We start from the raw sequence: 21,847 nt of genomic DNA on the forward strand, positions 1-21,847 counted from the left end.
TCCATGACCACTACCGCGGCTCCGTCCCCGGCGAAGTCGACAGATACTGTGCGGGTCGTGCTCTCGCAGACGGATCTGGCGGGACGAAAAGGGTTGATGAGGGCGACTTCGAGTCGGCCCATTCCACCGAGATGCTGAGGGGGGCGAGGTGGCGCTCTCGGGATGCGGTCTGCCTGGGGTCGCCGCGACCTGTGCGGATCTATTATTTGGTCTCGGGTGCGCGAGCGGAAAGAGGCCGGGGAATGCGACGGCTCGGGGAGCTTGAAGCCGAGATCATGGACTGCCTGTGGAAATGGGGCAGGCCCGCGACGGTTCGGGAGGTGGTTGACGACATCAACGCCCATCGTCCAGCTGCATATACGACCGTGATGACGGTGGCCACCATCCTCTACAACAAGGGGTGGCTGACCCGGGAGAAACAGGGGCAAGCATGGCTCTACACCCCGGTGCGCAGTCGTGAGGCGTATTCGGCTGCTCTCATGGAGGATGCGCTGGCGGCGAGCGAGGACCGCTCTGCCGCGCTTGTTCACTTCGTCGAGGGGATGACGGACGATGAGGTGAGTGCGTTGCGCGAGGCGCTGCGGTCCACGGGTCGTGGCTTGTGAACGCCGCCCCTGCTCTGATCGGCTACGCGGCTGTGGTGGGCACGCTCGCGCCGAAGGTGATGCTCGGCAGCCTCTGGCCGCAGCGGTCGCCCGTCCTGGCGATCGGGGTCTGGTTCGCCCTCGCGGTGACCTTCTCGCTCAGCCTTTCGCTGGCCGCACTGAACGTCGCCAATCCTGACGCGCACTTGCACGGACTTCTCTACTCGTGCCGGGCTGTACTGGGACTCGGGTCGTCCGCGGACAGTGCACTGGCCCAGGCAGGCGTTGCGTTGTGTGTAGTCCTTGTCACAGCTCACCTGGCCGGCTTCGCTTTCCATGCTGTACGGGCGCGGGTCGCCCGGGGTGGGCATCGTGATGTGCTGGAGAAGGTTGGCCGCCGCTCGGTCCATCTCGATGCGACCGTGGTGGAGCATGCCGTGCCTGCCGCCTACTGCCTTCCGGGCCGTCGGCCCCGGATCGTGGTCAGCACCGGTGCCGTAGACCTCTTGTCCGGTACGGAGCTCGGTGCCGTTATCGAGCACGAGCGGGCACATATCCTCGGCCGCCACCATCTGATCCTCTCCGGATCGCATGCCTTTGCCTGGGTCTTTCCGGGCGTGCCCTTGGCACGGCATGTGCGGGAGCAGGTTCCGCTGCTGCTCGAAATGGCCGCCGACGACCGTGCGCTGCGCCGTTTTCCGCGCGGCACGCTGGCTGCAGCGATGTTCGCCATGGCGTCGGGCGAAGCGCCGCAGGGGGCTCTGGCGGCAGGGGGGCGAACGGTACTGGTCCGCCTGAAAAGGATTCTGGGGCCGGCGCGCGGCGCGCACCCGGCGCTGCGCTGCGCTGTCGGGGCGGGCGCCGTTATCGCGCCGCTCCTGCCCGTACTGCTGGTGTGCCCTGTCGGTCTCGGATAGCCCGACCGAGCTGTGCCCGGGACCGCTCGCGCAAGATCCGGGCGGGACCGGCCACTGCGCCGTCCCGCCGTCCGGAGTCACTGATGTTCCGGGCCGGGCCCCTCGGCGTATCCGCGTTCGCCCGGCCGGAACGCTGGGCTTCCTGCACGGACCGGGTTCCTCAGATACGTACGCCCCACATGAAGGGCATGCCGCTGCGGGCGATCGACTCGTAACGCACCTGGGCTCCGGGCTTGGGTGAGTGGAGGATCTGTCCGTTTCCGGCGTAGAACCCGACGTGGCTGAGGTCGGTGCGCATGATGATGAGGTCACCGGGCTTCAGCGCGCTGAGGGAGTTGATCCGGGTGCCCGCGTTGGCCTGGGCCTGGGAGGTACGCGGCAGGGACACGCCGGCCTGGCGGAAGGCCCAGGAGGTCAGGCCGGAGCAGTCGAAGGAGCCGGGGCCGGTCGCTCCCCAGACGTACGGCATGCCGACCCTGCTCTTGGCGGCGTTGAAGGCTGCGGCTGTGATTCCGGACGCGCTGGTCTCGTTGCCCAGGTCGACCCGTTCGCTGGAGCGGTTGGCCCGCTCCTCCTTCTCTGCGATCGTGGCCCGCTCCTTCGCGGTCAGCGTGTTGAGGAGCTTCTGCGCCTGCGCCAGCTTTCCCTGGATCTCCTTCTTTTTGCTTCCCAGTTCCTTCCGTGTGTCCTGAAGGCTGTTGAGCTTCTCGCCGGCCTGAGTGCGCTGCTGTTGCAGGGCGCGCTGCTGGGAGAGGAAGCGCTGGAGGGTGTCGGACTGCCGTGCGCTGAGGCGGTCGAGGCCGGACGCCTTGTCCAGGTAGGCGTCGGGATCGGCCGAGAGGAGCAGCTGGAGTGAGGGATCGAGGCCGCCGCTGCGGTACTGGGCGGTGGCCACGGAGCCGAGCTGCTGACGGAGTTCGTTAAGCGCGCTCTGTTTGCGGGCGACTGCTTCTTGCAGGTTGTCGGCCTCTTCCTGGAGCTTGTCGGCCGACTCCTTGGCTCCGTTGTATTTCTCCGTGGCCTGGGTGGCCTCCTCGTACAGGCGGTCGATCTGGGCCTGCACGCCCTTCTTGTTCGGGTCCGGCAGCGGGTCCGCCGATGCTGACTGGGCGGACATCACGACCGTGACCGCGGCGGTCGCGGTCAGGACGGAGGTATACGCGTGATTCGGCTGCTTAGGACGACGGTGGGACGCCACTGAGGCGAGCTCCTTCTTCCTCGGCCGCTGCTCGACGGTGAAGTCATCCCGGCAAGTTCCGGAGGAAGCTCACGGGTTCAGCGACACCTCCACCGACACCCCGGGCGGGTGATCGACCGTGCGGAGACTGGATACGCATACTAATCAGCTTAGTGAGTTAAGACCAAGCCTAGGCCGGCAATGTGGACCGGCCACGCGGGAGCCGGTCTCCTGCGCCTGCGAGAGGGCCTGTCCCCCGGCCCTGTTGGGAGCAGCGCCGGGCTGTGGACGGATACTCGGGGCGGGGCGCTCCTTGCTGGCGCGCCCCGCCCCGGGCTGTGTTCGTTCAGTGCGAGCAACAGTCGCAGGAGGGGGCGGATGCCGCGTCGGTGGAGCCTGTCACGGGTTCCCGGTGTGGTGCCGTCGGGGAGGACCCGTCCTTCTGGGCGGGGGCCGTGCGCGTGGCGGGTGTGCTCGTGGCCATGGGCAGCAGCGTGGGCCGGTCCGCGGGCGCGGTAAGGCTGGTGTCCGTGGGCTCCTTGCGTGAGGGAGCCGCGAGGAGCAGGGCCTTCCTGTCGTCGGCGCGTGCGGGTGCGCCGGCTGATATGTCGCAGCATCCGTCGGCGCACCCGTCAGCGGTCGGCAGCAGCAATGGGGTGGCCGCCGCGGGGCGGGCCGGGGCGGGGTCGCGGACGGACTGGTGGTGGGGCAGGCGGGTCTTGCGTCCGGCGCGGATGCCGTTGGCGATGACGAGGACTTCGGCGAGTTCGTGGGTGGCGACCACGGCTGCCAGGCCCAGGACGCCGAGGCCGGCGAGGGGGACGAGGGTGATGAGTATGGCGCCGGAGAGGATGAGGTTCTGGGTGAAGACGGCGCGGGCGGCGCGGGTGTGGGCGATGGCGTCGGGCAGGCGGCGCAGGTCTTCGCCCATGAGGGCGATGTCGGCGGCTTCGATCGCGACGTCGCTGCCCATGGCGCCCATGGCGATGCCGGCATGGGCGGTGGCGAGGGCGGGGGCGTCGTTGATGCCGTCGCCGACCATGGCGACCGGGCCGCGTGCGGAGAGTTCGGTGACGATACGGGCCTTGTCCTCGGGGAGGAGTTCGGCGCGTACGTCGGTGATGCCCGCGTCGGCGGCGATGGCCTGGGCGGTGCGGGTGTTGTCGCCGGTGAGCATGACGACCTGAATGCCCTGCCGCTTGAGGCGGGCGACGGCTTCGGATGCTTCGGGGCGGATCTCGTCGCGTACGGCGACGGCGCCGAGGACGGCGTTGTCGTGTTCGACGACGACGACGGTGGCTCCCGCGCTCTGGAGACGGGCCACCTCTGTGCCGAGGGCGCCGGGGTCGATGAAGCCGGGCTTGCCCAAGCGTGCCGGGGCGCCTTCGACGGCGCCGGTCAGACCGTTGCCGGGGACGGCCTCGACGTCCTGAGCCCGCGGGAAGGGGAGCTCGTCGGCGGCGGTGAGGATCGCTGCCGCCAGGGGGTGTTCGCTCCGCGCTTCGAGAGCGGCGGCGATGCCCAAGACGCGGTCGCGTTCGATGCCGGGGGCGGTGACCACATCGACGACGGCGGGGTTGTTACGGGTGAGGGTGCCGGTCTTGTCGAGGGCGACGACCCGTACGGCGCCGAGCGCCTCGACGGCGGCGCCGCCCTTGATGAGCACTCCGGCCTTGGAGGCTGCGCCGACGGCGGCGACCACGGCGATGGGGACGGACAGGGCGAAGGCGCACGGTGCGGCGGCGACCAGAACAACCAGGGCGCGTTCGATCCAGATGCCGGGGTCGCCGAACAGGCTGCCCACGGCGGCGATCAGCGCGGCCAGGATCAGGACGCCGGGGACCAGGGGGCGGGCGAAGCGGGCGGCCAGGCGCTGGCTGTTGCCCTTGCGTTCCTGGGCGTCCTGGACGATGTGGACCAGACGGGCCAGGGAGTTGTCCTCGGCGGTCGCGGTGACGGTTACTTCCAGGACACCGGCGCCGTTGATGGTTCCGGCGAAGACTTCGCTGCCTGGGCCGACTTCGCTGGGGACGGACTCCCCGGTCACGACGGAGGTGTCCAGGGCGCTGCGCCCGGCGCGCACGGTGCCGTCGGTGGCGATCTTCTCGCCGGGCCGGACCACCAGGATGTCGCCGACGACGAGTTCTGCGGGCTCCACCTGTTGCTCGGCGTTGCCGCGCAGGACGACGGCGTTGGGGGGTACGAGGTCGAGGAGGGCGCGCAGTCCGTGGCGGGTGCGGGCCAAGGCGTAGCCTTCGAGTCCCTCGGCGATGGAGAACAGGAAGGCCAGTGTCGCGGCTTCCCCGTACTCTCCCAGGGCGACGGCCCCGGCGGCGGCGATGGTCATCAGCAGTCCGACGCCGAGACCGCCGCGCAGCAGGGCCCGGACGGCGCCGGGGGCGAAGGTGGCCGCGCCGACGGCGAGTGCGGCGAGCATCAGGGGCGTCGAGAAGGCGCTGGGAGCCAGGAACGATGCGCCCAGCAGCACACCGGACGCGGCGGCGGCCTGCAGTTCGCGTACCTGCCAGACGCGGGAGGGCGGCTCCGGTGCCGCCGCACCCCAGAGGGTGGAGGTGGTGGGGCCGGTGCCGCAGCATTCATCAGCCACGGCTGGCCTCCGCGTTCTTTATGTGCCCGGGGGCGGTGCCGCCTGCGCAGCAGGCGCCGTCCGGGTCGCATGCCTGGTCGGGCTGTCCCTGGTGGTCGACGAGAAGGACGAGTTCGGCCAGTTCGGCCAGGGCATGGGCGAGCTTGGGGTCCGCCAGTTCGTAGCGCACCCGGCGGCCGACGGGGACGGTCTTGACCAGTCCGCAGCCGCGCAGGCAGGACAGGTGGTTCGAGACGTTGCCGCGGGTCAGACCCAGGCGTTCGGCGAGGTCCGAGGGGTAGGCGGGGGCTTCGAGCAGGGCCAGCAGCAGCCTGCGCCGTGACTCGTCCGCCAGCGCTGTGCCCACCCGGGCGAGCGCGCCGGCGTCCACAGCCACGGCCGGGCTCCTGTCGTATCGCGTCTCCATGGATCGAGGTTACAGCCATCACTGAATTAAGCAAAGACTGAACCCTTGAGTGTCTGCTCTCTGCTCAGGCGTGCGCAGTCTTCAGCCGACGGCCTCGACGGCACGCCGGGGAGCGAGTCGTCCACTGCGGGCCAGTGCGGTGACCGATACCGCGCACGCGAAGCCTGTCGCGATGAGAGCCCCCCACGTCAGCCAGGCCATCCGGTGGCTCTGCGCGAAGTCCCACAGGGCCCCGATGGCCAGGTTGCCCAGCGTGATGCCCAGACCGGAGACGGTGTTGTACAGGCCGTAGTGGGTGGCGACCAGCCGGTTGTCGCACAGGGCGACCACGGTGTCCATCTCGAACGGATAGACGATCGCGCCGCCGACGGCGAGGAGTACCACCGCACCCACCAGCGCGATGAGGACCATGGCGGGGAAATCCCTCGGGGTGAGTGCGAGCGGGACGAAGGCCAGGCCCATGCAGGACAGGCCCACGGTCAGGGACTGGTGCGGGCTCCACCGGGCCTTCGCCCAGGCCGTCAGCCGCAGTTGCCCGGCGACCGCCACCGCGGCGGAGACGACGAACAGACCGCTGGTGACCTTCGTGGCGTGCGCCCCCAGGGCGTCTCCCGCCGCCAGCGGGAGGGCGAGATAGACCTGGAAGGTCAGTACGTAGGAGCCGATCATCGCGCCGGAGAACAGCAGGAACGGCCGGTTCGCGAGGACAGATCGCCATTGCGCGAGGACGCTCTCGGCCGGGCCGGAGGTGCCGTCGGCGCTCGTGCCGCGCCGGTCGGGAAGAGCGCGCCACTGCAGAGCCGTGAGTAGGGCGAAGATGGCGGCGGCGACCGCGCACACGGCCTGGAAGTCGGCAGCGAGCAGGGCGAGACCGACAAGGGGGCCCAGGAACATGCCCGCCTGGTAGTAGACATTGAAGGTAGCGAAGGCGTCGACCCTGCGCTCACCCGCCTCGGCGGCCAGGTAGGCGCGGACGGCGGGGTTGAACAGCGCGCCGGCGAACCCGGTGGCGGCGGAGGCGGCGATCAGCGCGGGCAGGCTGTCCACCCAGCCGAGCAGGCCGAACCCGGCGGTGCGCAGCAGGCAGCCGGCCATGATGGGCGCCTTGTAGCCGAACCGGTCGGCGATGGTCCCGCCGACGAGGAACATCCCCTGCTGGGAGAAGTTGCGCACCCCCAGGACCAGTCCGACGGCCCAGGCGGCCAGCCCGAGCGGGCCGGCGAGGTGCGCGGCGAGGTAGGGCATGAGCATGTAGAAGGCGAGGTTGATGGCGAACTGGTTGGCCATCAGCAGCCGGGTCGGGGCGGAGAAGGAGCGCGTCTGCTCCCACACGGCCTTCATCGGGCGGCCTCGGCGAGGAGCAGCGCGTCGAGCGCGAGGGGGTCGGTGACGTGGGTACAGCGGGTCCACCGGGAGACGACCCGGTCGCCGGAGTGGGCGATCTCGTCGGGCTCGTCGGCGGGCAGGTGGCCCAGCAGGTTGTGCTCCCGGCAGTAGGCGTCGTCGAAGACGGTTCCGATGTAGCGCTGCGGGCCGTCGGGGAACACGGTCAGGATCCGGTTCTCGGCCGGCAGGGTTTGGGCCAGCCAGCGGGAGACGAGGGCGACTGCGCCGACGCTCCAGCCGCCGGTGGCGTAGTGGTCGCGGGCCAGGCGCCGCGCCGCCCAGACCGCTTCGGGGGCTGCTACCCAGTGGACCTCGTCGAAGAGGTCGTAGGCGACGTTGCGGGGGTGGATGCTGCTGCCCAGGCCGCGCATCAGGCGCGTGGCGGCGGGCTGTCCGAAGATCGTCGATCCGGTGGTGTCCACGCCCACCACCCGCAGGTGCGGGAAGTAGCCGCGCAGGACGGAGGCGATGCCGGCTGAGTGCCCGCCGGTGCCGACGGAGACTACCAGGGTGTCGATCCGGCCGAGCTGGGCGACGAGTTCATGGGCGAGGGGGGCGTAGGCGGCGACGTTGTCGGGGTTGTTGTACTGGTCGGGGCACCAGGCGTCGGGCTGTGCGGCGAGGAGCGCTTCGACGCGTCGGCGGCGGGCCTCCTGCCAGCCGCCGACCGGGTGCGGCGTCTCAACGAGTTCCACTTCGGCGCCGAAAGCCGTGAGCAGGCCCGTCATGAGGGGCTCCATCCCGGGGTCCGTGACGACGGTGACCGGGTGCCCGTACACGGCTCCGGCGAGGGCCAGTCCCAGGCCCAGGGTGCCGGAGGTGGACTCGATGATCCGTGCTCCGGGCAGCAGTTCCTTCCGCTGCCGGGCGGCCAGCACCATGTGCAGGGCGGTGCGGTCCTTGATGCCCCCGGGGTTGTGGCCCTCCAGTTTGGCCCAGAAACCGCGGCCGGGTGCAGTGAAGGGGTCCCCGATCCACAGGACGGGGGTGTCGCCGACCAGCCCGGCCGGGGTGTGCAGTGGGCGCTTGGCGCCGGCCAGGAGTCCGGCGGGCGAGGCGGAAGTGAACGTGCGGGTGCTCTGGTTCATGGCGTGCTTCTCCTGCGGCCGACACCAGGGGGCGTTCGGCCGCTGTACAGGAAGGTCAGGACGGGTGGTCGTGGCGCCGAGGCGGGCGACAGCCCACATCACGACGGCTCACAGTCCGGTCACGTCCGCCATACACCCAGGCAGGCACGCTTCTGCTGGGCGGGCAGCGCTGCAGAGCAGGAAGGTGGTGGTGGCCGCTGCCACGCGCAGTCGGCGCTCATGCCGGAGGGCATACCGGGCAGTTCGTCGCACATGGCCGTGTCGGCCTGATGCGTTCCGCGCGGCGCCTGAACGCTCGGCTCGTCCCCGCCCACACACTGACGGTCCCCGCCCCCGCTGGGCTGCGGCACTTGTCCGGCGGGATACGTCAGCGGTGGCGCAGGCTGGTCGCAGGACGGGGTGGAGACTGCGGCGATACTGTCGGCCCGCTCCCCGCCGGTGAGGACGGGGCCGTGGGCGCAGGCCAGCAGGTGGACCAGGACGGCGAGCAGCACAGCGAGCACCGCCTCGGACCACATGCCGAGGCAGCTGACGCGGCGTCCAGCCCCTATCCCCATGAGCACGGAATGTAGTCGATCAGCCACATAAAGTGCGTGTAGGGAATGGGGGACACCTCGCCTATCCAGCCACCGAGAACACCCAGGGGCCCTCTCCCCAGAGTTGCGTGGCGAGAACATATCCACGGCAGCTTCCCCCGATCGAGTGAAGCAGGGGAGATGCCGCCCTTGTAATGTGCCTCGTCCCCCAGCGGGTTTTCATACGGCGGAGTAGCCCGAGGAGTTCGCGATGCGGTGGATACCACGACCTTCACCTTCGGCCCGCGCAGCTGGCGTAGCTCGGGGCGGATGACTGACGTCAACGCAGCGGCGCCGCACAGGAGCGGATGTGCGCGGTCACACCCGTGATGCGGGCAGTCCATGAGGTAGACCAACACCACCAGGACCGCGACGGGCCGCAGTCCCGCGAGGCTCCGGGCTACGCGATCACCACGCCCGCGAACATGTTGGTCACCGGGATCGCGGCAGCGGTGACGACCAGCACCACGGCTTTTCGCGGTGGTCGCGCCACCTGTGCACCAGTTCCTTGACCCGGCAGGATCGGTCTGCTGCTGGCGGTGGCGAAGACGGCGTGGGACACCTCGCACATCCACATCGAGGTCAACGACCAGAACGAAGGTCAGATCCGCGCCCGGATTACCGGCAACGCGACCTCCTGCGGCTGCCCCGCATTCTCGGCCATGGGGACCATCGGTCATCGTCGCGTGGCGTCACGCGGTTTCGGTGGGATCTCGGGTAGCCGGGGAGGCCGGGCCGCGGGACGGGTCGTACGATGACCGCATGACCAGCACGATGCAGCCGAGCCGTCGCCCTGCCGGGCGTGGCTTCGTGCTGCTGGTGCTCGCGGTGCTGGCCGGTGTGCTGGCGATGCACGGCCTGGGGCCCGGACCGGCGTCCGTGAAACCGCCGGCAGCGGTCAGTGGTCATGCGGTGGCGATGGCTTACGAAGAGGCCGGCCGACAGGTGGCCGGTGACTGCATGCGGTCCGACGGCGGAATGAGCCACGCGGACCACGCGGATGCCACCTGTGCGGCGGCCGGCGTTAGCGCCGCGTACGCGGCTCCCGCCCTGGCCGAAGCTCTCGGTGCCGGGCCGGTGCCCATGGCGTTGTCCGGCAGTGCCGCTGGCAGCCCGGAGAGCGGGCGTGCGCCGCCCGATCTCGCCGAGCTGCAACTCCTGCGGATATAGGACCGCCCGCACGGCACCTCCTCGCCCCGGCTTCGCCGACGGGGATGCCGTTGCTCCGGCATGTCTTCGTTTTCCGTATCGGCGTCTGCCCGCCCGGGCGGCGCATCAGGGAGTCGCACCACCATGAACAAGAACCTCATCCGCCGGAGCGCCCTCGTCGCTGTCGCGGGCGCCGCCTCGCTCGTGCTCGCCGCGTGCGGGTCGAGCGACGAAACGTCCACCGGCTCGTCGCCCTCGGGGGCCTCGTCCGCTTCGGCGTCGCAGAGCGGGCACAGCGCGGCCGATGTCGCATTCGCCAAGGGGATGATCCCCCACCACCGTCAGGCCGTGAAGATGGCCGATCTCGCGCCCAGCAGGGCCGGGTCCGCCGAGGTCAAGAAGCTCGCCGATGAGATCAAGAAGGCCCAGGACCCGGAGATCAAGACCCTCTCGGGCTGGCTGACTACCTGGGGCGAGCAGGTCCCCGCCGAGGGCGCCATGGACCATTCCGTGCACGGCGCCGGCAGCGGAATGATGACGCCCGAGGAGATGGACAAGCTGAAGGCGTCCTCCGGGAAGGCGTTCGACACCGCCTTCATGAAGATGATGATCAAGCACCACGAGGGGGCCGTGGCCATGGCGAAGACGGAGAAGGCCGACGGCTCCTTCCCCGAGGCCAAGACGATGGCGGACGCCATCATCACCTCGCAGACCGCCGAGATCGCCAGGATGAACGACCTGCTCGGCAAGAACTGACCTGATCCTGCGCCAGGGGGTGCCGGGCCTCAGTGGCCCGGCACCCCAGCCTTTCGCTGTGCTCAGACCTCACGAAATACCCCTGGGGGGTATATCGTTCATGGTGTGGGTTCGCGGCAGCGGGCCGCACTGGACGGGATTGGAGATCACGATCATGGACCACAGCGCACACGACACAGCTGCCGCTCACGACCACGCCGCGCACCAGACGCACGCGGGTCACGCCGGGCATCAGGGGGGCGGAGTTACCTGGGGGGCCGCCGCGAAGGCGACGCTGCACTGCCTGACCGGATGTGCCATCGGCGAAATTCTCGGCATGGTCATCGGTACCGCCCTGGTGTGGGGCAACGTCCAGACGATGGTCCTGGCGGTCACGCTGGCGTTCGTCTTCGGCTACTCCTTCACCCTGTTCGCGGTCCGAAAGGCCGGCCTGGACTGGAAGAGCGCCATCAAGGTCGCGCTGGCCGCCGACACCGTCTCGATCGCGGTGATGGAGCTCGTCGACAACGGCATCATCGCCCTGACGCCGGGGGCGATGGACGCCCACCTGTCGGACGCGCTGTTCTGGACGGCACTGCTGGGCGGCTTCGCTGTCGCCTTCGTGATCACGACGCCGGTGAACAAGTGGATGATCGGCCGGGGCAAGGGCCACGCCGTGGTCCACGCCTACCACTGACCCCGGCCGTACGGCACCGCGCCCGGTCGCACCTCGCGATGCGGCCGGGCGCCTTCGCGCGCCGAGGCGTTAACTGGAGGTACCGGGGGCTTGACGGCGGCGGCCGGATCCGCCGGCCCCGCGGGGATATGGAGGGACCGACGATGTCCAGCACCGTCAAGGACATGCTCGCCACCTACCCGGCAGACCTCGGCGACATCGACCAGGCCAAGCTCACCGCCTGCATCGAGCAGTGCATCGCCTGCGCCCAAGCGTGTACGGCATGCGCGGACGCCTGCCTGTCGGAGGGGAAGGTCGGTGACCTGGCCAAGTGCATCCGCACCGACATGGACTGCGCCGACATCTGCACCGCCACCGCCGCGGTCCTCTCCCGCCACACGGGCTACGACGCCAACATCACCACTGCGGTCCTTAAGGCGTGCGCCATGGTCTGCAAGGCGTGCGCCGACGAATGCGGACGGCACGCGGACATGCACGAGCACTGCCGCCTGTGCGCCGAAGCCTGCCGTTCCTGTGAAACGGCGTGCACCGCACTCCTCGGCGCCCTCGGCTGACGGGGCGGTGGGAGAACCTGTCTGCGAGGAGGCGGGGCCCGCAGCGGGTCACCTCAGCGGCTGAACACCGACAGCGCGGTCGCGCTCATCTTCCGGCCGCCATGACCCGCCTGGTCGCCGTCCCCCTCGGCGGCCTGCGCCCGGTTCGCTACTGGACCGATCAGCACACCGCCTTCCGCACCGTGCGGTCGGGTCATCTGGGCACAACAGCGGGGAACGGGACCTTGCGGAGGTGGCCTCGATGCCGCTCCCGCAGGGGTTGTCCGTTCATGCTGTCCGGTTCCCGGTGGGGCCCGGAGTTCAACTTTGCGAGGTACCCGACCGGCGCTTGAGCAGCCACCACACGCCTCCCGCAGCGGCGAGGACGGCGATGGCCACTGCGGCGACGAGCAGCCCCGTCCTCCCCTCACCCTCATCGTCCTTGGCGGCGGCCTCGGGGGCTGGCACCGCCGGAGACGCCGAGGTGGGGGACGGAGCGGGAGCGTCGCTGGCACTCGGGCTGGTGGCGATGGGGCTGGCTCCCGGAGCAGCAGCCTTCAACTCCAGCACCGGCGCCGGCTGTTGCGGCCTGGCGTCTCCCTTCGGGATTTCGATCCATCGGGAGATCTTGCCGTCGCTGTACGTCTCTATCGTCTTGAAGGCCAGTTCATCGGCGTCGGGAAGTTGGCGCACCTTCACGGTGAAGACCGCATTGGTACCGACGGCGACCGGCGGTCCGCCGACGGTGAAGCCGTCGGTATCGGCTGTCAGTTTCCACCCCTTGGGCTGCCCCAGCAGGACGACGTCGGTGGGGGCGATGCCGTCGGGAAGGACGACGCGCATCTCAGTGATGCCGGCGCTGTCCGACTCTGCCTCAGCCTCGAAGGTGAGACTCACGTTCTGGACGAGCGCCTGCGGCGTCTCGGACTGCACCTCAACGTGTGCGAGAGCGGGCGCCGCCGAAACGAACAGCGCCGCCAGAACGAGAGCGCCCGCGGCACTGATCCGCCGAGCGACAAACGGGGACGAGAACATGATGGGCTCCTCGGTGAGGGAGAAGAAGCGATGACAGCGAACGGTGCCGTAGAACCACCTGGGCGGGATCTGAAGCATCCCTTCGGGGGCCTCTGCGTCCCGAAAGATGGGTCAGCAACTCCGACTGCGAGAGGTTCGAGGGTAAGAATGCTGGCCGTGCGACGCGGGTATGCGGGAGCTGGGAAGCAACGCGGGCGCTCAGGTAGGGAGGTGCTGCGGCCCGCACCGGCTTCGACGTCAGGTACCTCCGTCACTCCTCGCTCCCCGCCGTCCGGGCGGAACCCCGGATTGCTGCGGCGAGCTGTTCGGGTGCGCGGGTGGAGATGTAGAGGTAGGGAGTGGGGTCGTCCGGGTCGAGGACCTCCACCCGGACTGCGCCGCTGATGTAGCTGCGCATGACGAAGAAGGCCCGGGTATCTGCCTTGTAGGTGCGCCAGGCGCGGGCCTCGTCCCCGAACAGGGCGTGGGGTTCGCCCAGGGCGTTCAGCGGCAGGCGGGCGTCACCGACGACGAGGAGCTTCGGGGTGACCCGGATGCGCATCGATCCCTGGGACGTGGCGAAGCTCGTGGCCAGGCCGCCTCCGGCGGCGAAGGCGATGAGGGCGGCGATGGGCCCGTAGGGGAAGAAGACCAGGGCCGTGGCCAAACCGAAGGCAAAGACGATGACCCACCAGGTGCGGGGGACGGTGAGGCGTTCGTCGTAAGCGAGTGCGTTGTCCGCAGCCACGGGTTTCACCTTGTCGTATACGGCGGGGGCATGGGGAGAGTTCACAGCGGGAGGAAGGCGCTGGCGCGCGGGTCGTAGCGGACCGTGGTGCCCGCGTCGATGTCGTAGTACCAGGCGTGCAGGCGCAGGGTCCGGTCGATCAGGCGGGCTTGGACGCACGGGTACTCGCTGAGGGCGTCGAACTGCATGAGGGTGTGCCACTGCCCTGCGGCCACCTGGAAGGGGGCTGCTTCGGAGTCGGGGTGGAGGGCGTCGATCGCCCCGCACCGGGAGTGTCCGCACACGATGATGTCGGTGACGCACAGGACGTCGACCGCGTGCTCGATGGTCCGGGCTTCACTGGTCGGCTCGTGTTCGGCGTAGTGGGGAAGCGTCCCGCCGTAGGTGCGCAGTTCGTACAGGTCGCCCGGACGGCTGCTGGTCAGCAGTGCGGGCACCACATGGGCGTCGGAGCAGGCGATGAACATGGCCTGCGGTGTGGCGCTGGTGGTGTGCGGGCCGAGGTTGACACCATGCGCGGCGGCCCGTGCGGGAAAGGTGCGCGCCTCGTCTATGAGAAGTTGCATGCCGGCCTCCCGGTCAGTCCGTGAGGCGGTCATCGATGAGCTTCTTGAACTCGTCGAAGGTGGCCGGGTTCTGGATCTTGGTGCCGTCGACGATGAAAGTCGGGGTGCCCTGGACGCCGAGGCCGAGGCCGTCGCGCTGGTCGGCCTTGACGCGTTCGGCGGTGGCCGGGGCGGCGAGGTCCGTGTCGAACTTCTTCAGGTCGAGTCCGAGGTCCTTCGCGTAGCCGCGGAAGACGCTCTCCTTGCTCTCCTGCGCCTCTCCCCATTCCTTCTGGGTGGCGAAGAGCTTGCTGTACATCTCCTCGAACTTGCCCTGCTGTGCGGCGGCTTCGGCGGTGCGGGCGGCGAGTTCGCCGTTGCGGTGGCCGGGCATGGGGAAGTACCGGGCGACGAACGTGACCCGGTCGCCGTACTGCTCGCGGAGCTTCTCCACGGCCGGGTAGTACGCGCCGCAGGCTTCGCACTCGAAGTCGAGGAACTCGACGATGGTCAGCTCGCTGCGCCCGGGTGTGCTGAGGCGGTGGCTGGTGTCCCGTACGGGCAGGGCCTGGGCGGCGGGCTGCACGTCCGTGGCGCTGTCGGAGGGCGTGTCGGGGCGCAGCAGGAGGTAGGAGCCGAGGGCGGCTGCGAAACAGGCCACGATGACGGCGGCGACGATCAGGTTCTTGGTCAGTTTCTTCATGATTGCCTCTTGGGGGTTTCGCGGGGAATCGGGCGTCGGTCGCGGGCGTGGAGGCCGGCGAGGTAGGCGTTGTACGCGGCCAGCGGGTCGCCGGCGTCGCCGCGGTCGATCTGCCGGTCGACGCGCCGGGCTTCTCGCCGGTCGGAGCGCACCCACTGGATCGCCAGGATGATTGTGGTGATCAGGACAGGGATGTCGCCGGTGGCCCAGGCGATGGCACCGGCGTCGTACTGGTCCTCCAGCGCCTCCTCGACCCAGGGACGGTCGAGCCGGGACCACCAGCCCGCGCCGATCAGCGTGGTCGAGCTCATCAGGGAGATGCTGAACCATGAATGGAACGGCATGGTCAGGATGAGCGTGAACAGGCGTCCCAGGTGCGGCGGGCGGCGTGGGCCGGGGTCTATCCCGATGATCACCCAGAAGAACAGCAGCCCCACCACGAGGAAGTGCACCAGCATCACCATGTGCCCGAGATGGCTGCTCATCAGCGTCTCGAAGAGCGAGGTGTAGTAGACGGCGAACGCGCTGCCGATGAACAGCACGCTCGCCACCACCGGGTGGGAGATGACGCGTACGTAGCGGCTGTGCAGCAGGGCGATCAGCATCTCGCGCGGCCCGGTCGCAGAGCCCTTGGGGGCGGTGGGCAGCGCGCGCAGCGCGAGGGTGGCGGGGGCGCCCAGCACGAGCAGGATCGGCACGCTCATCGCGAGGATCATGTGCTGGCCCATATGGACGCTGAACAGCACCTTGCCGTACACCGCCAGCCCGCTCATCGTCGCGAACACGGTCACCACCAGGCCCGCGAACCACGCGATGGTCCGCCCGATGGGCCACCGGTCGCCCCGTACGTGCAGCTTGCGGACACCGGCCAGGTACAGCAGTGCGGCAGCCGCTGTGCCGAAGGCGAACAGCGGGTCGAAGTGCCACTGGGTGAACAGCGGCGTCCAGGGGAAGTCGCCCAGCGCCGGAGGCATGGCGAAGCCCAGCAGCTCCTCCGCCGGAGAGAGGGCCGCGTCCTGCACACCGGGAGCGGGGGTACGGGACAGGCCGACCGCGAGTCCCATCGCCGCTGTCATGATCAGCAGTTCAACGGCGGCGAGGCGGACGAAGCCCCGCCGGCTCCCTTCTGCCAGCGATGGCATGGTGCGCTTACGGTGCCACCACCCGGCCACTCCCAGGAGCAGCAGTGCCGCGGTCTTGGCCAGGAGGAGCAGCCCGTACCGGCTGGTGAGCACCTCGCTGGGCGAGGGCAGCCGTACGGCGGCGTTGACCAGGCCACTGGCCCCGACCGCGAGCAGCGACCACCCGGCCAGCGGGCTGAACCGCCGCACGGCGTCCTTCGTCTGCTCCTCCCGTCGGAAGGCCGCCACCAAAACGAAGAGCAGGCCGCCGACCCAGACGGCGACGCCGACCAGGTGCAGGGCCAAGCTGATCACGGCGGCGTCGTGGTTGCTCGCGGCCGAGGAGTGGCCGGTGAACGCGGGCGGAAGCAACCCGGCGACGGTGAGCAGGAGCGCGGCACGCGCCCAGCGAGCGGTACCAAGCCCCAGGCACACCGTCGCAACCGCTGCGGCGGCCACTGCGGACAGCGCGAAGGAACGGCCCTGCGGGTCGGTGACGACATAGTCCGCCACGACGTCGGGGCTGAGGACCGCTCCCAGCGGCTGTGCGAAGAGGTCGGAGAGGGTGAAGACCAAGGTGGCAACGGACGTCATCGTCCACACCGCGGCCGATACAGCAGCCCAGTTCAAAAAGCGCAGCTGGTCCTCCCCCAGCCGCCGGCCCCCCGGAATCAGTACGACGACCATGAGGAGGGCTCCGATGGTGGCGACCGCAGAGACGTCCGCGAGCGTGCGCAGCACCGGCAACCCCCAGGTGGTCACCGCCCCCGGCCCCTCGATCCCCGGCACAGACGAATCGGTGCCGCCGCCCGCCCACACGGCGGCCACTGCAGCGATCACCGCACCTGCCGCAGCGACGACCAGGAGGAGTGGCAGCCGGAAGAAGACCTTCGGCCTGGTCACCGCGCCGTCAGTCGCCACGGCTGACCCTCTTGCGCCGGAGCATGAGGTAGCCGGCCGCCCCGACAGCCATCAGCACCCCGGCGGCGGTGACAGCGGCAGTGCTCATACCGGCCGAGCCAGCGCTGTCAGAAGCCGCCTGGGCGCCCGAGGCCGAGGCCGGGGTCGGCGTCGGGGCGGTCGGCATCGCAGACACCGACGCAGTCGGGTCCGGGGACGCCTTTCGAGTCTGAACGGTGAAGGTGTAGGAGCCGGAGACGGGGTGGCCATCGGCGGACACGACCCGGTAGCCGACGCTGTACTCGCCTGCGGATGCCTGTGGATCGAGAGCGATTGTGACGCGCTTGCCATCGACCCGAGGGGTGCCCTGCCCGGCGGGCTTCTTGTCCGGGCCGGTGACGGCGACCTTGGCGTACTTCTGGTGCATCGGATCGCTGAAAGTCAGCGTGACGCTCTCAGGCACTTCGGCGAGCGACGCTTCGGCCACGGGGGCGCTGCTGTCGAGATCCGTGTGTGCCGCAGCAAGGGGAGCGCCCGCGACGAGGATGCCCAGGGCGGCGGGTGCGACTAGTGCGCGTGCCGCAAAGCGGACACGCCCATAGGTGTAATGCATGGGTGAAGGGGACCTTCTGTGCAGCCTGCGGCCTCAGCCGCAGGGATACGCGCGGACCGGCGCACGCCGGTCGTCCCCCGCACGCGTATGTCTGTCAGGACACGGCAGGATGGCCGACCGGCATCAGCCGGGAACGGACGAGGAGACCACCGGAGCGCGGAGGCGCCCGGCCGGAGCGCAGCCGTACCAGAACGGCTGGCTTCAACAGCATCTCGGTCGTCCGGAGCCGGTCCTGCGGGCCATTGCCGCGCACGACCAGGAGCGGCCGCACGAAAGCCAGCAGGCACAGCATCACGTCCAGCAGCGGCTTGCTCCGCCACAGCATCTGCTCGGTGACGCCCAGCACCCGGGCGGCCACCATCAGGGTGATCACATGACCGGAGATCAAGGAGCCCGCAGGCAGTTGCAGGGTTGCGCCGTGCTCCACCCATGAGGGAAGCACCGAGGTGGCGTCCGCTCCAGCAGCTGCCCGGCACATCCCGGGCAACGCATACGTGGCGTGATGGGCGACCTGGGCCGCGACCAGCACCCCAAGCAGCTGTCCGTCGGTAAGCCTGCGCCGGGTCAAGAACACCGCTCCTGGCAGGGCTACGAGACCAACCGCCGCCACGATGACCCACTGCGGAGCGTGTCCCAATGCCAGCACATGTCCAACCATCGGCAGCAGGACGCACAGCATGGCGAGAACCGCCGCACGGGTACCACGCAGCACGCCCGAGGCCGGCGAGGCGGTACGGGGCAGCAGCAACGGTCCCATGGGCGGATTTCCGAACGTCGCAGTGAGAAAGGCGGCTCTGGTGAGAAGAAGGCTACCCGTAGCGGAGCGCATGCCCGCCTCCTGGGTGTTCCCCTCTGGATGTGTCCGGTTCCCGACGATCGCGGCGTCGAGACCAGAGCCCAAGCCTCCTGCAGCCCGTCCCCCGAATACCGAAGGCGCCTCGCGCACGCACGATGCAGCCGAATGGCATGATGACCGTCCTTGGGCCGCCCCCGTATGTCGCCCTCAAGCGGTCTGATCATTCGGCACCCGGACGTCGTCACAGGCGGGCGGGCCAGCTATGTCTTAGTTCTTGTTCCACCACCGAGCAGCACTGCCGAGGCGTTGCCCGTGCGGTGTCGGGATAAGGATCGGTCAGGGGATTGTGAGGTTTCGCCGTCTACGGCGCCCGACCTGAGGCGTAGCGCGTGCTTCCGCGTGTCGGAGGGACGAAACCCGACCACGGTGCGCGCTCATCGTTCAGGGAGGTCGGGCAGGCGTATGCCGGGCAGTGGGCCACTGTGGCGGGCTTGGTTGCGCGCATACTTCGAGGTTGGGTTGTCTGGGTCTTGCGCCGAGGGCGCGCGGCAAGGGGTTTTGGGGACCATCCTGGAAGCGTGAGCGGTCAGCCGTGGCCGAGCGGGCATCCGCTTTTGCCGCGGGCCTTGGCGTCGTTGTCGAGGTAAAAGTTGGGGCGTTGGTCGGACTCCTGGTAGTAGCGATGGAACACGGGGGTGATGCCTCCGGAGATGGGCGGCACGATCCAGCTCCAGTCGGCGGGCACGGTCCGGCCGTGCCCTTCTTCCTTGGCCAGGTGGGTCAGGAAGCGCCTCGACTCGGTGTGGTGGTCACTGATCTTCACGTCGGCTGCGTTGAAGGAGTGCAGTACCGCGACGTTCAGCTCGACCAGGGCGCGGTCACGCCACAGGGTGGCTTCGTTGCTGGTGTCGAGTCCGAGGTGTTCGGCGATGGTGGGCAGCAGGTTGTACCGGTCGACGTCGACGAGGTTGCGGGCGCCGATCTCTGAGCCCATGTACCAGCCGTTGAACGGCGCAAGGGGGTAGTCGATGCCGCCGATACGCAGCCGCATATTGGAGATGGCCGGGACGGCGTGCCAGCGCAGGTTGAGGTCGGCGAAGTCGGGACGGTCGGGGTGGGTGAGGTGGACCTCGAGCACGGCGCTGGTGGGGACGTCGAACAGTTCGGGTTTGCCCTGGTCGGTCTCGATGACCCAGGGCAGCACGTCCCAGGCGCCGCCGGGAGGCTGCCAGCCGAGCCGTCGCACGGTGTCGGTGAAATCCGTGTAGGCGGGGTCGCCGGTGATGGAACCGTTGTTCTGGTGGTAGCCGGCGTAGCGGATGAGCTGGTCGTTCCACACTCGCGGTGATGGGCTGTCGGGTGTGTCCGGGGCGAAGATGGAGATGACGGGACGGATGCGGCCGCTGTTGGTGGCTTGGTGCAGGTGCTCGACGAGGTGCTGATTTATCTCGTCGGCGCTGGCGGCTGTGCGCCGGTCCAGGACGCGCAGGCTCTTCCAGTACAGGCGGCCGATGCAGCGGCTGGAGTTGCGCCAGGCGACGCGGGCCCCGAAGGTCAGCTCGTCTTCGGAGTGGGTGTAGGTGCCCGTTTCGTTGATCTGCACGCGGATCTGCTGGAGGCGTGCTGGCAGCGGGATCGGCTGGTCGGGGTGCTCGGCGTGATGGAGACGGATGAACTCCTCCGCCTCGCCTGCGTCGGCTGCGCGGCTGCGTGCGGGTTCGGCTTCCTGGGGGCTTGGCGGTGCGGTGCCGGAGTCGGCCTGGTCAGGGTCGAGGGTGAGGATGCGGGCCAGAAGCGTTTCGGAGTTCATGGGTTCCTCGCGGGTGGCGTTCGGCTCCGGCGGTCGGCGTGGTGGGCCTTGGTGGCCGGACGTGCATGGGCGCGGGGTAAGGCACGGGCACCCTGGCGGTGGGCATCGACGACTTGGGGGCAAGTCGTGGTCCGCTGGGGTGCCCGTGCCCGTCATGGGGTGCCGGTCGTGTGTCGGACCGGCGGGTGGAATTCAAGCGCCCGGGCTGCCCGTTCCTGCTGTGCCCGCGGTTGTTCGCCGGGCGATGGAGGTTCCGAACAGTTCGTCCCAGTAGGGGGCGGAGATACCGAAACCCCTGGTGTCGTCGCGGAAGTGGTGGCGCATGTGCAGCGAGCGCAGATGCCGCATCAGGCGGCTCTTGGGAGTGGCGAGGTGCAGGTAGAGGTGGAAGAGGTCGTAGGTGAGGTAGCCGAAGGTGTAGCCGGCGCCGAAGATCAGCGGCAGTGAGCCCAGCCCGGAGGCAAGGTAGATCGTTCCGCCGACCATAGGGATGCTGAGCAGCGGACTGAGGATGGAGCGCCGCGGGTCGGTGGGGTAGTCGTGGTGGATGCCGTGCAGGATGTAGTGCAGGCGCGCCCCGAAGCCCTTCTCGGGTTCGTAGTGCAGCACGATGCGGTGGCCCCAGTACTCCGACAGCGTCCAGGTGAGGTAGCCGGCCGCTGCCCACCCCGTGAGAGCCCAGCCGCCTGCGTCGCCGAGGGAGAGCCACACGCACACGGCGATCACCGGGGTGAACATGGCGATGGTGGTGGCGGGGTGGACGTGGATGAGGTGGTCCAGCCAGCGTCGGCGGACGACCGCAGGTGCCTTGCCGCGTTGGTTCGCGCCCTTGTAGTTGCTCCGTTGTACGGGCGTCTGGGAGGTCACGCCCCGGCTCCTTCCGCCGTGGGGATCTTCACCCGCGTCTCGTAGGCGGCGCGGGCCTGGTAGTCGGTGGTGCGCAGCAGTTGGTCGGCCTTGAGGAAGCGGCCCATACCGTCGCGCCAGGGCTGGGGCAGCAGGAACAGGGAGCGGGTGACCGGGTTGGTCCAGCCGGGCACGTACCGGTTGTAGACGGGGCGGCGGGCGGTGCGCAGTACGGACGTGGCGATGTCCTTGGGGGTGAGCAGGGGCACGAAGCGGCCCTTGCCGACGCCGGAGGTCAGCTCGGTCTGGGCGGGGATGGGCAGAATGATGGAGAGGTCCACCCCGGAGCCGCGCAGTTCGGCCCGTACGCCTTCGGACAGTCCGACGACGCCGTGTTTGGCGGCGGAGTAGGTGGCGCAGCCGGGGAGGCCGATCATGCCGACGGCGGAGACCATGTTGATGATGTGGCCGCGGCCGCGGGCACGCATGGGGCCGATGGCGGTCTTCATGCCGTTGAGGGTGCCGAGGAGGTTGACGCCGAGCTGGTGGGTGGTGTCTTCGGCGGACTCGTTCTCGAACCGTCCGACGATCATCTCGCCGGCGTTGTTGACGAAGATGTCGATCTCGCCGAGGTCGGCTTCGACCGCTTTCCAGAATGTCTGGACGCTGTCGGGGTCGGTGACGTCGAGCGGGTAGGCGTGGGCACCGATGTCGGCGGCCACCTTGGTCGCGACGTCGTGGTTGCGGGCACCGATGGCGACTTTCGCGCCTTGGGCGATGAACAGTTCGGCGGTGGCGCGGCCGATGCCGCGGCTGCCGCCGGTGATGGCGACGACCTTGTTGTTGATGTCCCTGGGCACGGGGTCCTCCTGATGTCACGTGTGGTCGGTGAGGCG

23 protein-coding genes are annotated in these 21,847 nt (G+C 69.4%); 6 read left to right on the forward strand and 17 right to left on the reverse strand.

The window, feature by feature from the left end:
• Positions 1-242: 242 nt before the first annotated feature.
• Both IE264_RS24970 and IE264_RS24975 read left to right on the forward strand, forming a co-directional pair.
• Positions 243-605, forward strand: a complete 363-nt coding sequence (locus IE264_RS24970; protein WP_032755071.1) for a BlaI/MecI/CopY family transcriptional regulator — start codon at positions 243-245, stop codon at positions 603-605.
• Entirely contained in the window at positions 602-1,501 is a 900-nt protein-coding gene (locus IE264_RS24975) for a M56 family metallopeptidase (RefSeq protein ID WP_032755069.1), read from the forward strand. The genes IE264_RS24970 and IE264_RS24975 overlap by 4 nt, the downstream gene beginning before the upstream one ends.
• 160 nt (positions 1,502-1,661) lie before the next feature.
• Here the strand turns inward: IE264_RS24975 and IE264_RS24980 are convergent, their stop codons facing one another.
• From IE264_RS24980 to IE264_RS25005, 6 genes are all read right to left on the reverse strand, one after another.
• On the reverse strand, positions 1,662-2,699 hold the full coding sequence (locus IE264_RS24980; protein ID WP_032755067.1) for a C40 family peptidase: 1,038 nt from the start codon (positions 2,697-2,699) through the stop codon (positions 1,662-1,664).
• 325 nt (positions 2,700-3,024) lie between these two features.
• Positions 3,025-5,286 carry a heavy metal translocating P-type ATPase gene (locus tag IE264_RS24985; RefSeq protein ID WP_078657378.1) on the reverse strand — a complete coding sequence of 754 codons (2,262 nt, stop codon included), beginning with the start codon at positions 5,284-5,286 and terminating at the stop codon, positions 3,025-3,027.
• Entirely contained in the window at positions 5,279-5,692 is a 414-nt protein-coding gene (locus IE264_RS24990; RefSeq protein WP_051821737.1) for an ArsR/SmtB family transcription factor, read from the reverse strand. The genes IE264_RS24985 and IE264_RS24990 overlap by 8 nt, the downstream gene beginning before the upstream one ends.
• Before the next feature lie 81 nt (positions 5,693-5,773).
• Entirely contained in the window at positions 5,774-7,033 is a 1,260-nt protein-coding gene (locus IE264_RS24995) for an MFS transporter (RefSeq protein ID WP_032755065.1), read from the reverse strand.
• Positions 7,030-8,166, reverse strand: coding sequence for a PLP-dependent cysteine synthase family protein (locus IE264_RS25000; protein ID WP_032755064.1), 1,137 nt, complete (start codon positions 8,164-8,166; stop codon positions 7,030-7,032). The genes IE264_RS24995 and IE264_RS25000 overlap by 4 nt, the downstream gene beginning before the upstream one ends.
• Before the next feature lie 119 nt (positions 8,167-8,285).
• On the reverse strand, positions 8,286-8,723 hold the full coding sequence (locus IE264_RS25005) for a hypothetical protein (RefSeq protein ID WP_158706506.1): 438 nt from the start codon (positions 8,721-8,723) through the stop codon (positions 8,286-8,288).
• 780 nt (positions 8,724-9,503) lie between these two features.
• Here IE264_RS25005 and IE264_RS25010 point away from each other — a divergent pair.
• From IE264_RS25010 to IE264_RS25025, 4 genes are all read left to right on the forward strand, one after another.
• Complete coding sequence (locus IE264_RS25010) at positions 9,504-9,911, forward strand: DUF6153 family protein (protein WP_032755061.1); 408 nt, start codon at positions 9,504-9,506, stop codon at positions 9,909-9,911.
• Positions 9,912-10,034: 123 nt separating this feature from the next.
• Complete coding sequence (locus tag IE264_RS25015) at positions 10,035-10,646, forward strand: DUF305 domain-containing protein (protein ID WP_032755060.1); 612 nt, start codon at positions 10,035-10,037, stop codon at positions 10,644-10,646.
• Between the two features lie 154 nt (positions 10,647-10,800).
• Positions 10,801-11,322: a DUF4396 domain-containing protein gene (locus IE264_RS25020; RefSeq protein ID WP_032755665.1), complete on the forward strand. Its 522-nt coding sequence runs from the start codon at positions 10,801-10,803 to the stop codon at positions 11,320-11,322.
• Positions 11,323-11,465: 143 nt separating this feature from the next.
• Positions 11,466-11,876: a four-helix bundle copper-binding protein gene (locus tag IE264_RS25025; protein ID WP_032755058.1), complete on the forward strand. Its 411-nt coding sequence runs from the start codon at positions 11,466-11,468 to the stop codon at positions 11,874-11,876.
• A gap of 53 nt (positions 11,877-11,929) precedes the next feature.
• Here IE264_RS25025 and IE264_RS25030 read toward each other — a convergent pair whose 3' ends face one another.
• From IE264_RS25030 to IE264_RS25080, 11 genes are all read right to left on the reverse strand, one after another.
• Positions 11,930-12,073, reverse strand: a complete 144-nt coding sequence (locus IE264_RS25030; protein WP_158706505.1) for a hypothetical protein — start codon at positions 12,071-12,073, stop codon at positions 11,930-11,932.
• Positions 12,074-12,176: 103 nt separating this feature from the next.
• Complete coding sequence (locus IE264_RS25035) at positions 12,177-12,968, reverse strand: DUF1775 domain-containing protein (protein ID WP_229887738.1); 792 nt, start codon at positions 12,966-12,968, stop codon at positions 12,177-12,179.
• A gap of 172 nt (positions 12,969-13,140) precedes the next feature.
• Positions 13,141-13,617, reverse strand: coding sequence for a DUF3093 domain-containing protein (locus IE264_RS25040; protein WP_032755055.1), 477 nt, complete (start codon positions 13,615-13,617; stop codon positions 13,141-13,143).
• A gap of 41 nt (positions 13,618-13,658) precedes the next feature.
• A complete protein-coding gene (locus tag IE264_RS25045) occupies positions 13,659-14,183 on the reverse strand; it encodes a carbonic anhydrase (protein ID WP_032755661.1) in 525 nt (174 codons plus the stop codon).
• A 13-nt stretch (positions 14,184-14,196) separates the two neighbouring features.
• Complete coding sequence (locus tag IE264_RS25050) at positions 14,197-14,865, reverse strand: DsbA family protein (protein WP_032755053.1); 669 nt, start codon at positions 14,863-14,865, stop codon at positions 14,197-14,199.
• The gene (locus IE264_RS25055; protein WP_051821735.1) at positions 14,862-16,907 is read right to left on the reverse strand and encodes a bifunctional copper resistance protein CopD/cytochrome c oxidase assembly protein; all 2,046 of its coding nucleotides are present in this window, start codon (positions 16,905-16,907) and stop codon (positions 14,862-14,864) included. Before IE264_RS25055 ends, IE264_RS25050 begins: the two co-directional genes overlap by 4 nt.
• The gene (locus IE264_RS25060; RefSeq protein WP_051821734.1) at positions 16,897-17,499 is read right to left on the reverse strand and encodes a copper resistance CopC family protein; all 603 of its coding nucleotides are present in this window, start codon (positions 17,497-17,499) and stop codon (positions 16,897-16,899) included. The genes IE264_RS25055 and IE264_RS25060 overlap by 11 nt, the downstream gene beginning before the upstream one ends.
• A gap of 94 nt (positions 17,500-17,593) precedes the next feature.
• Positions 17,594-18,328 (reverse strand): hypothetical protein, encoded by a 735-nt coding sequence (locus tag IE264_RS25065; protein ID WP_229887740.1) that lies wholly within the window; start codon positions 18,326-18,328, stop codon positions 17,594-17,596.
• 553 nt (positions 18,329-18,881) lie between these two features.
• Positions 18,882-20,105: a nitric oxide synthase oxygenase gene (locus IE264_RS25070; protein WP_051821733.1), complete on the reverse strand. Its 1,224-nt coding sequence runs from the start codon at positions 20,103-20,105 to the stop codon at positions 18,882-18,884.
• Positions 20,106-20,297: 192 nt separating this feature from the next.
• Complete coding sequence (locus IE264_RS25075; RefSeq protein ID WP_051821732.1) at positions 20,298-20,972, reverse strand: sterol desaturase family protein; 675 nt, start codon at positions 20,970-20,972, stop codon at positions 20,298-20,300.
• Positions 20,969-21,811 (reverse strand): SDR family oxidoreductase, encoded by an 843-nt coding sequence (locus tag IE264_RS25080; protein WP_032755051.1) that lies wholly within the window; start codon positions 21,809-21,811, stop codon positions 20,969-20,971. Before IE264_RS25080 ends, IE264_RS25075 begins: the two co-directional genes overlap by 4 nt.
• Positions 21,812-21,847: the final 36 nt, after the last annotated feature.

The sequence above is a fragment of the Streptomyces microflavus genome, assembly GCF_014650075.1.
Taxonomy (GTDB): Bacteria; Actinomycetota; Actinomycetes; order Streptomycetales; family Streptomycetaceae; genus Streptomyces; species Streptomyces microflavus.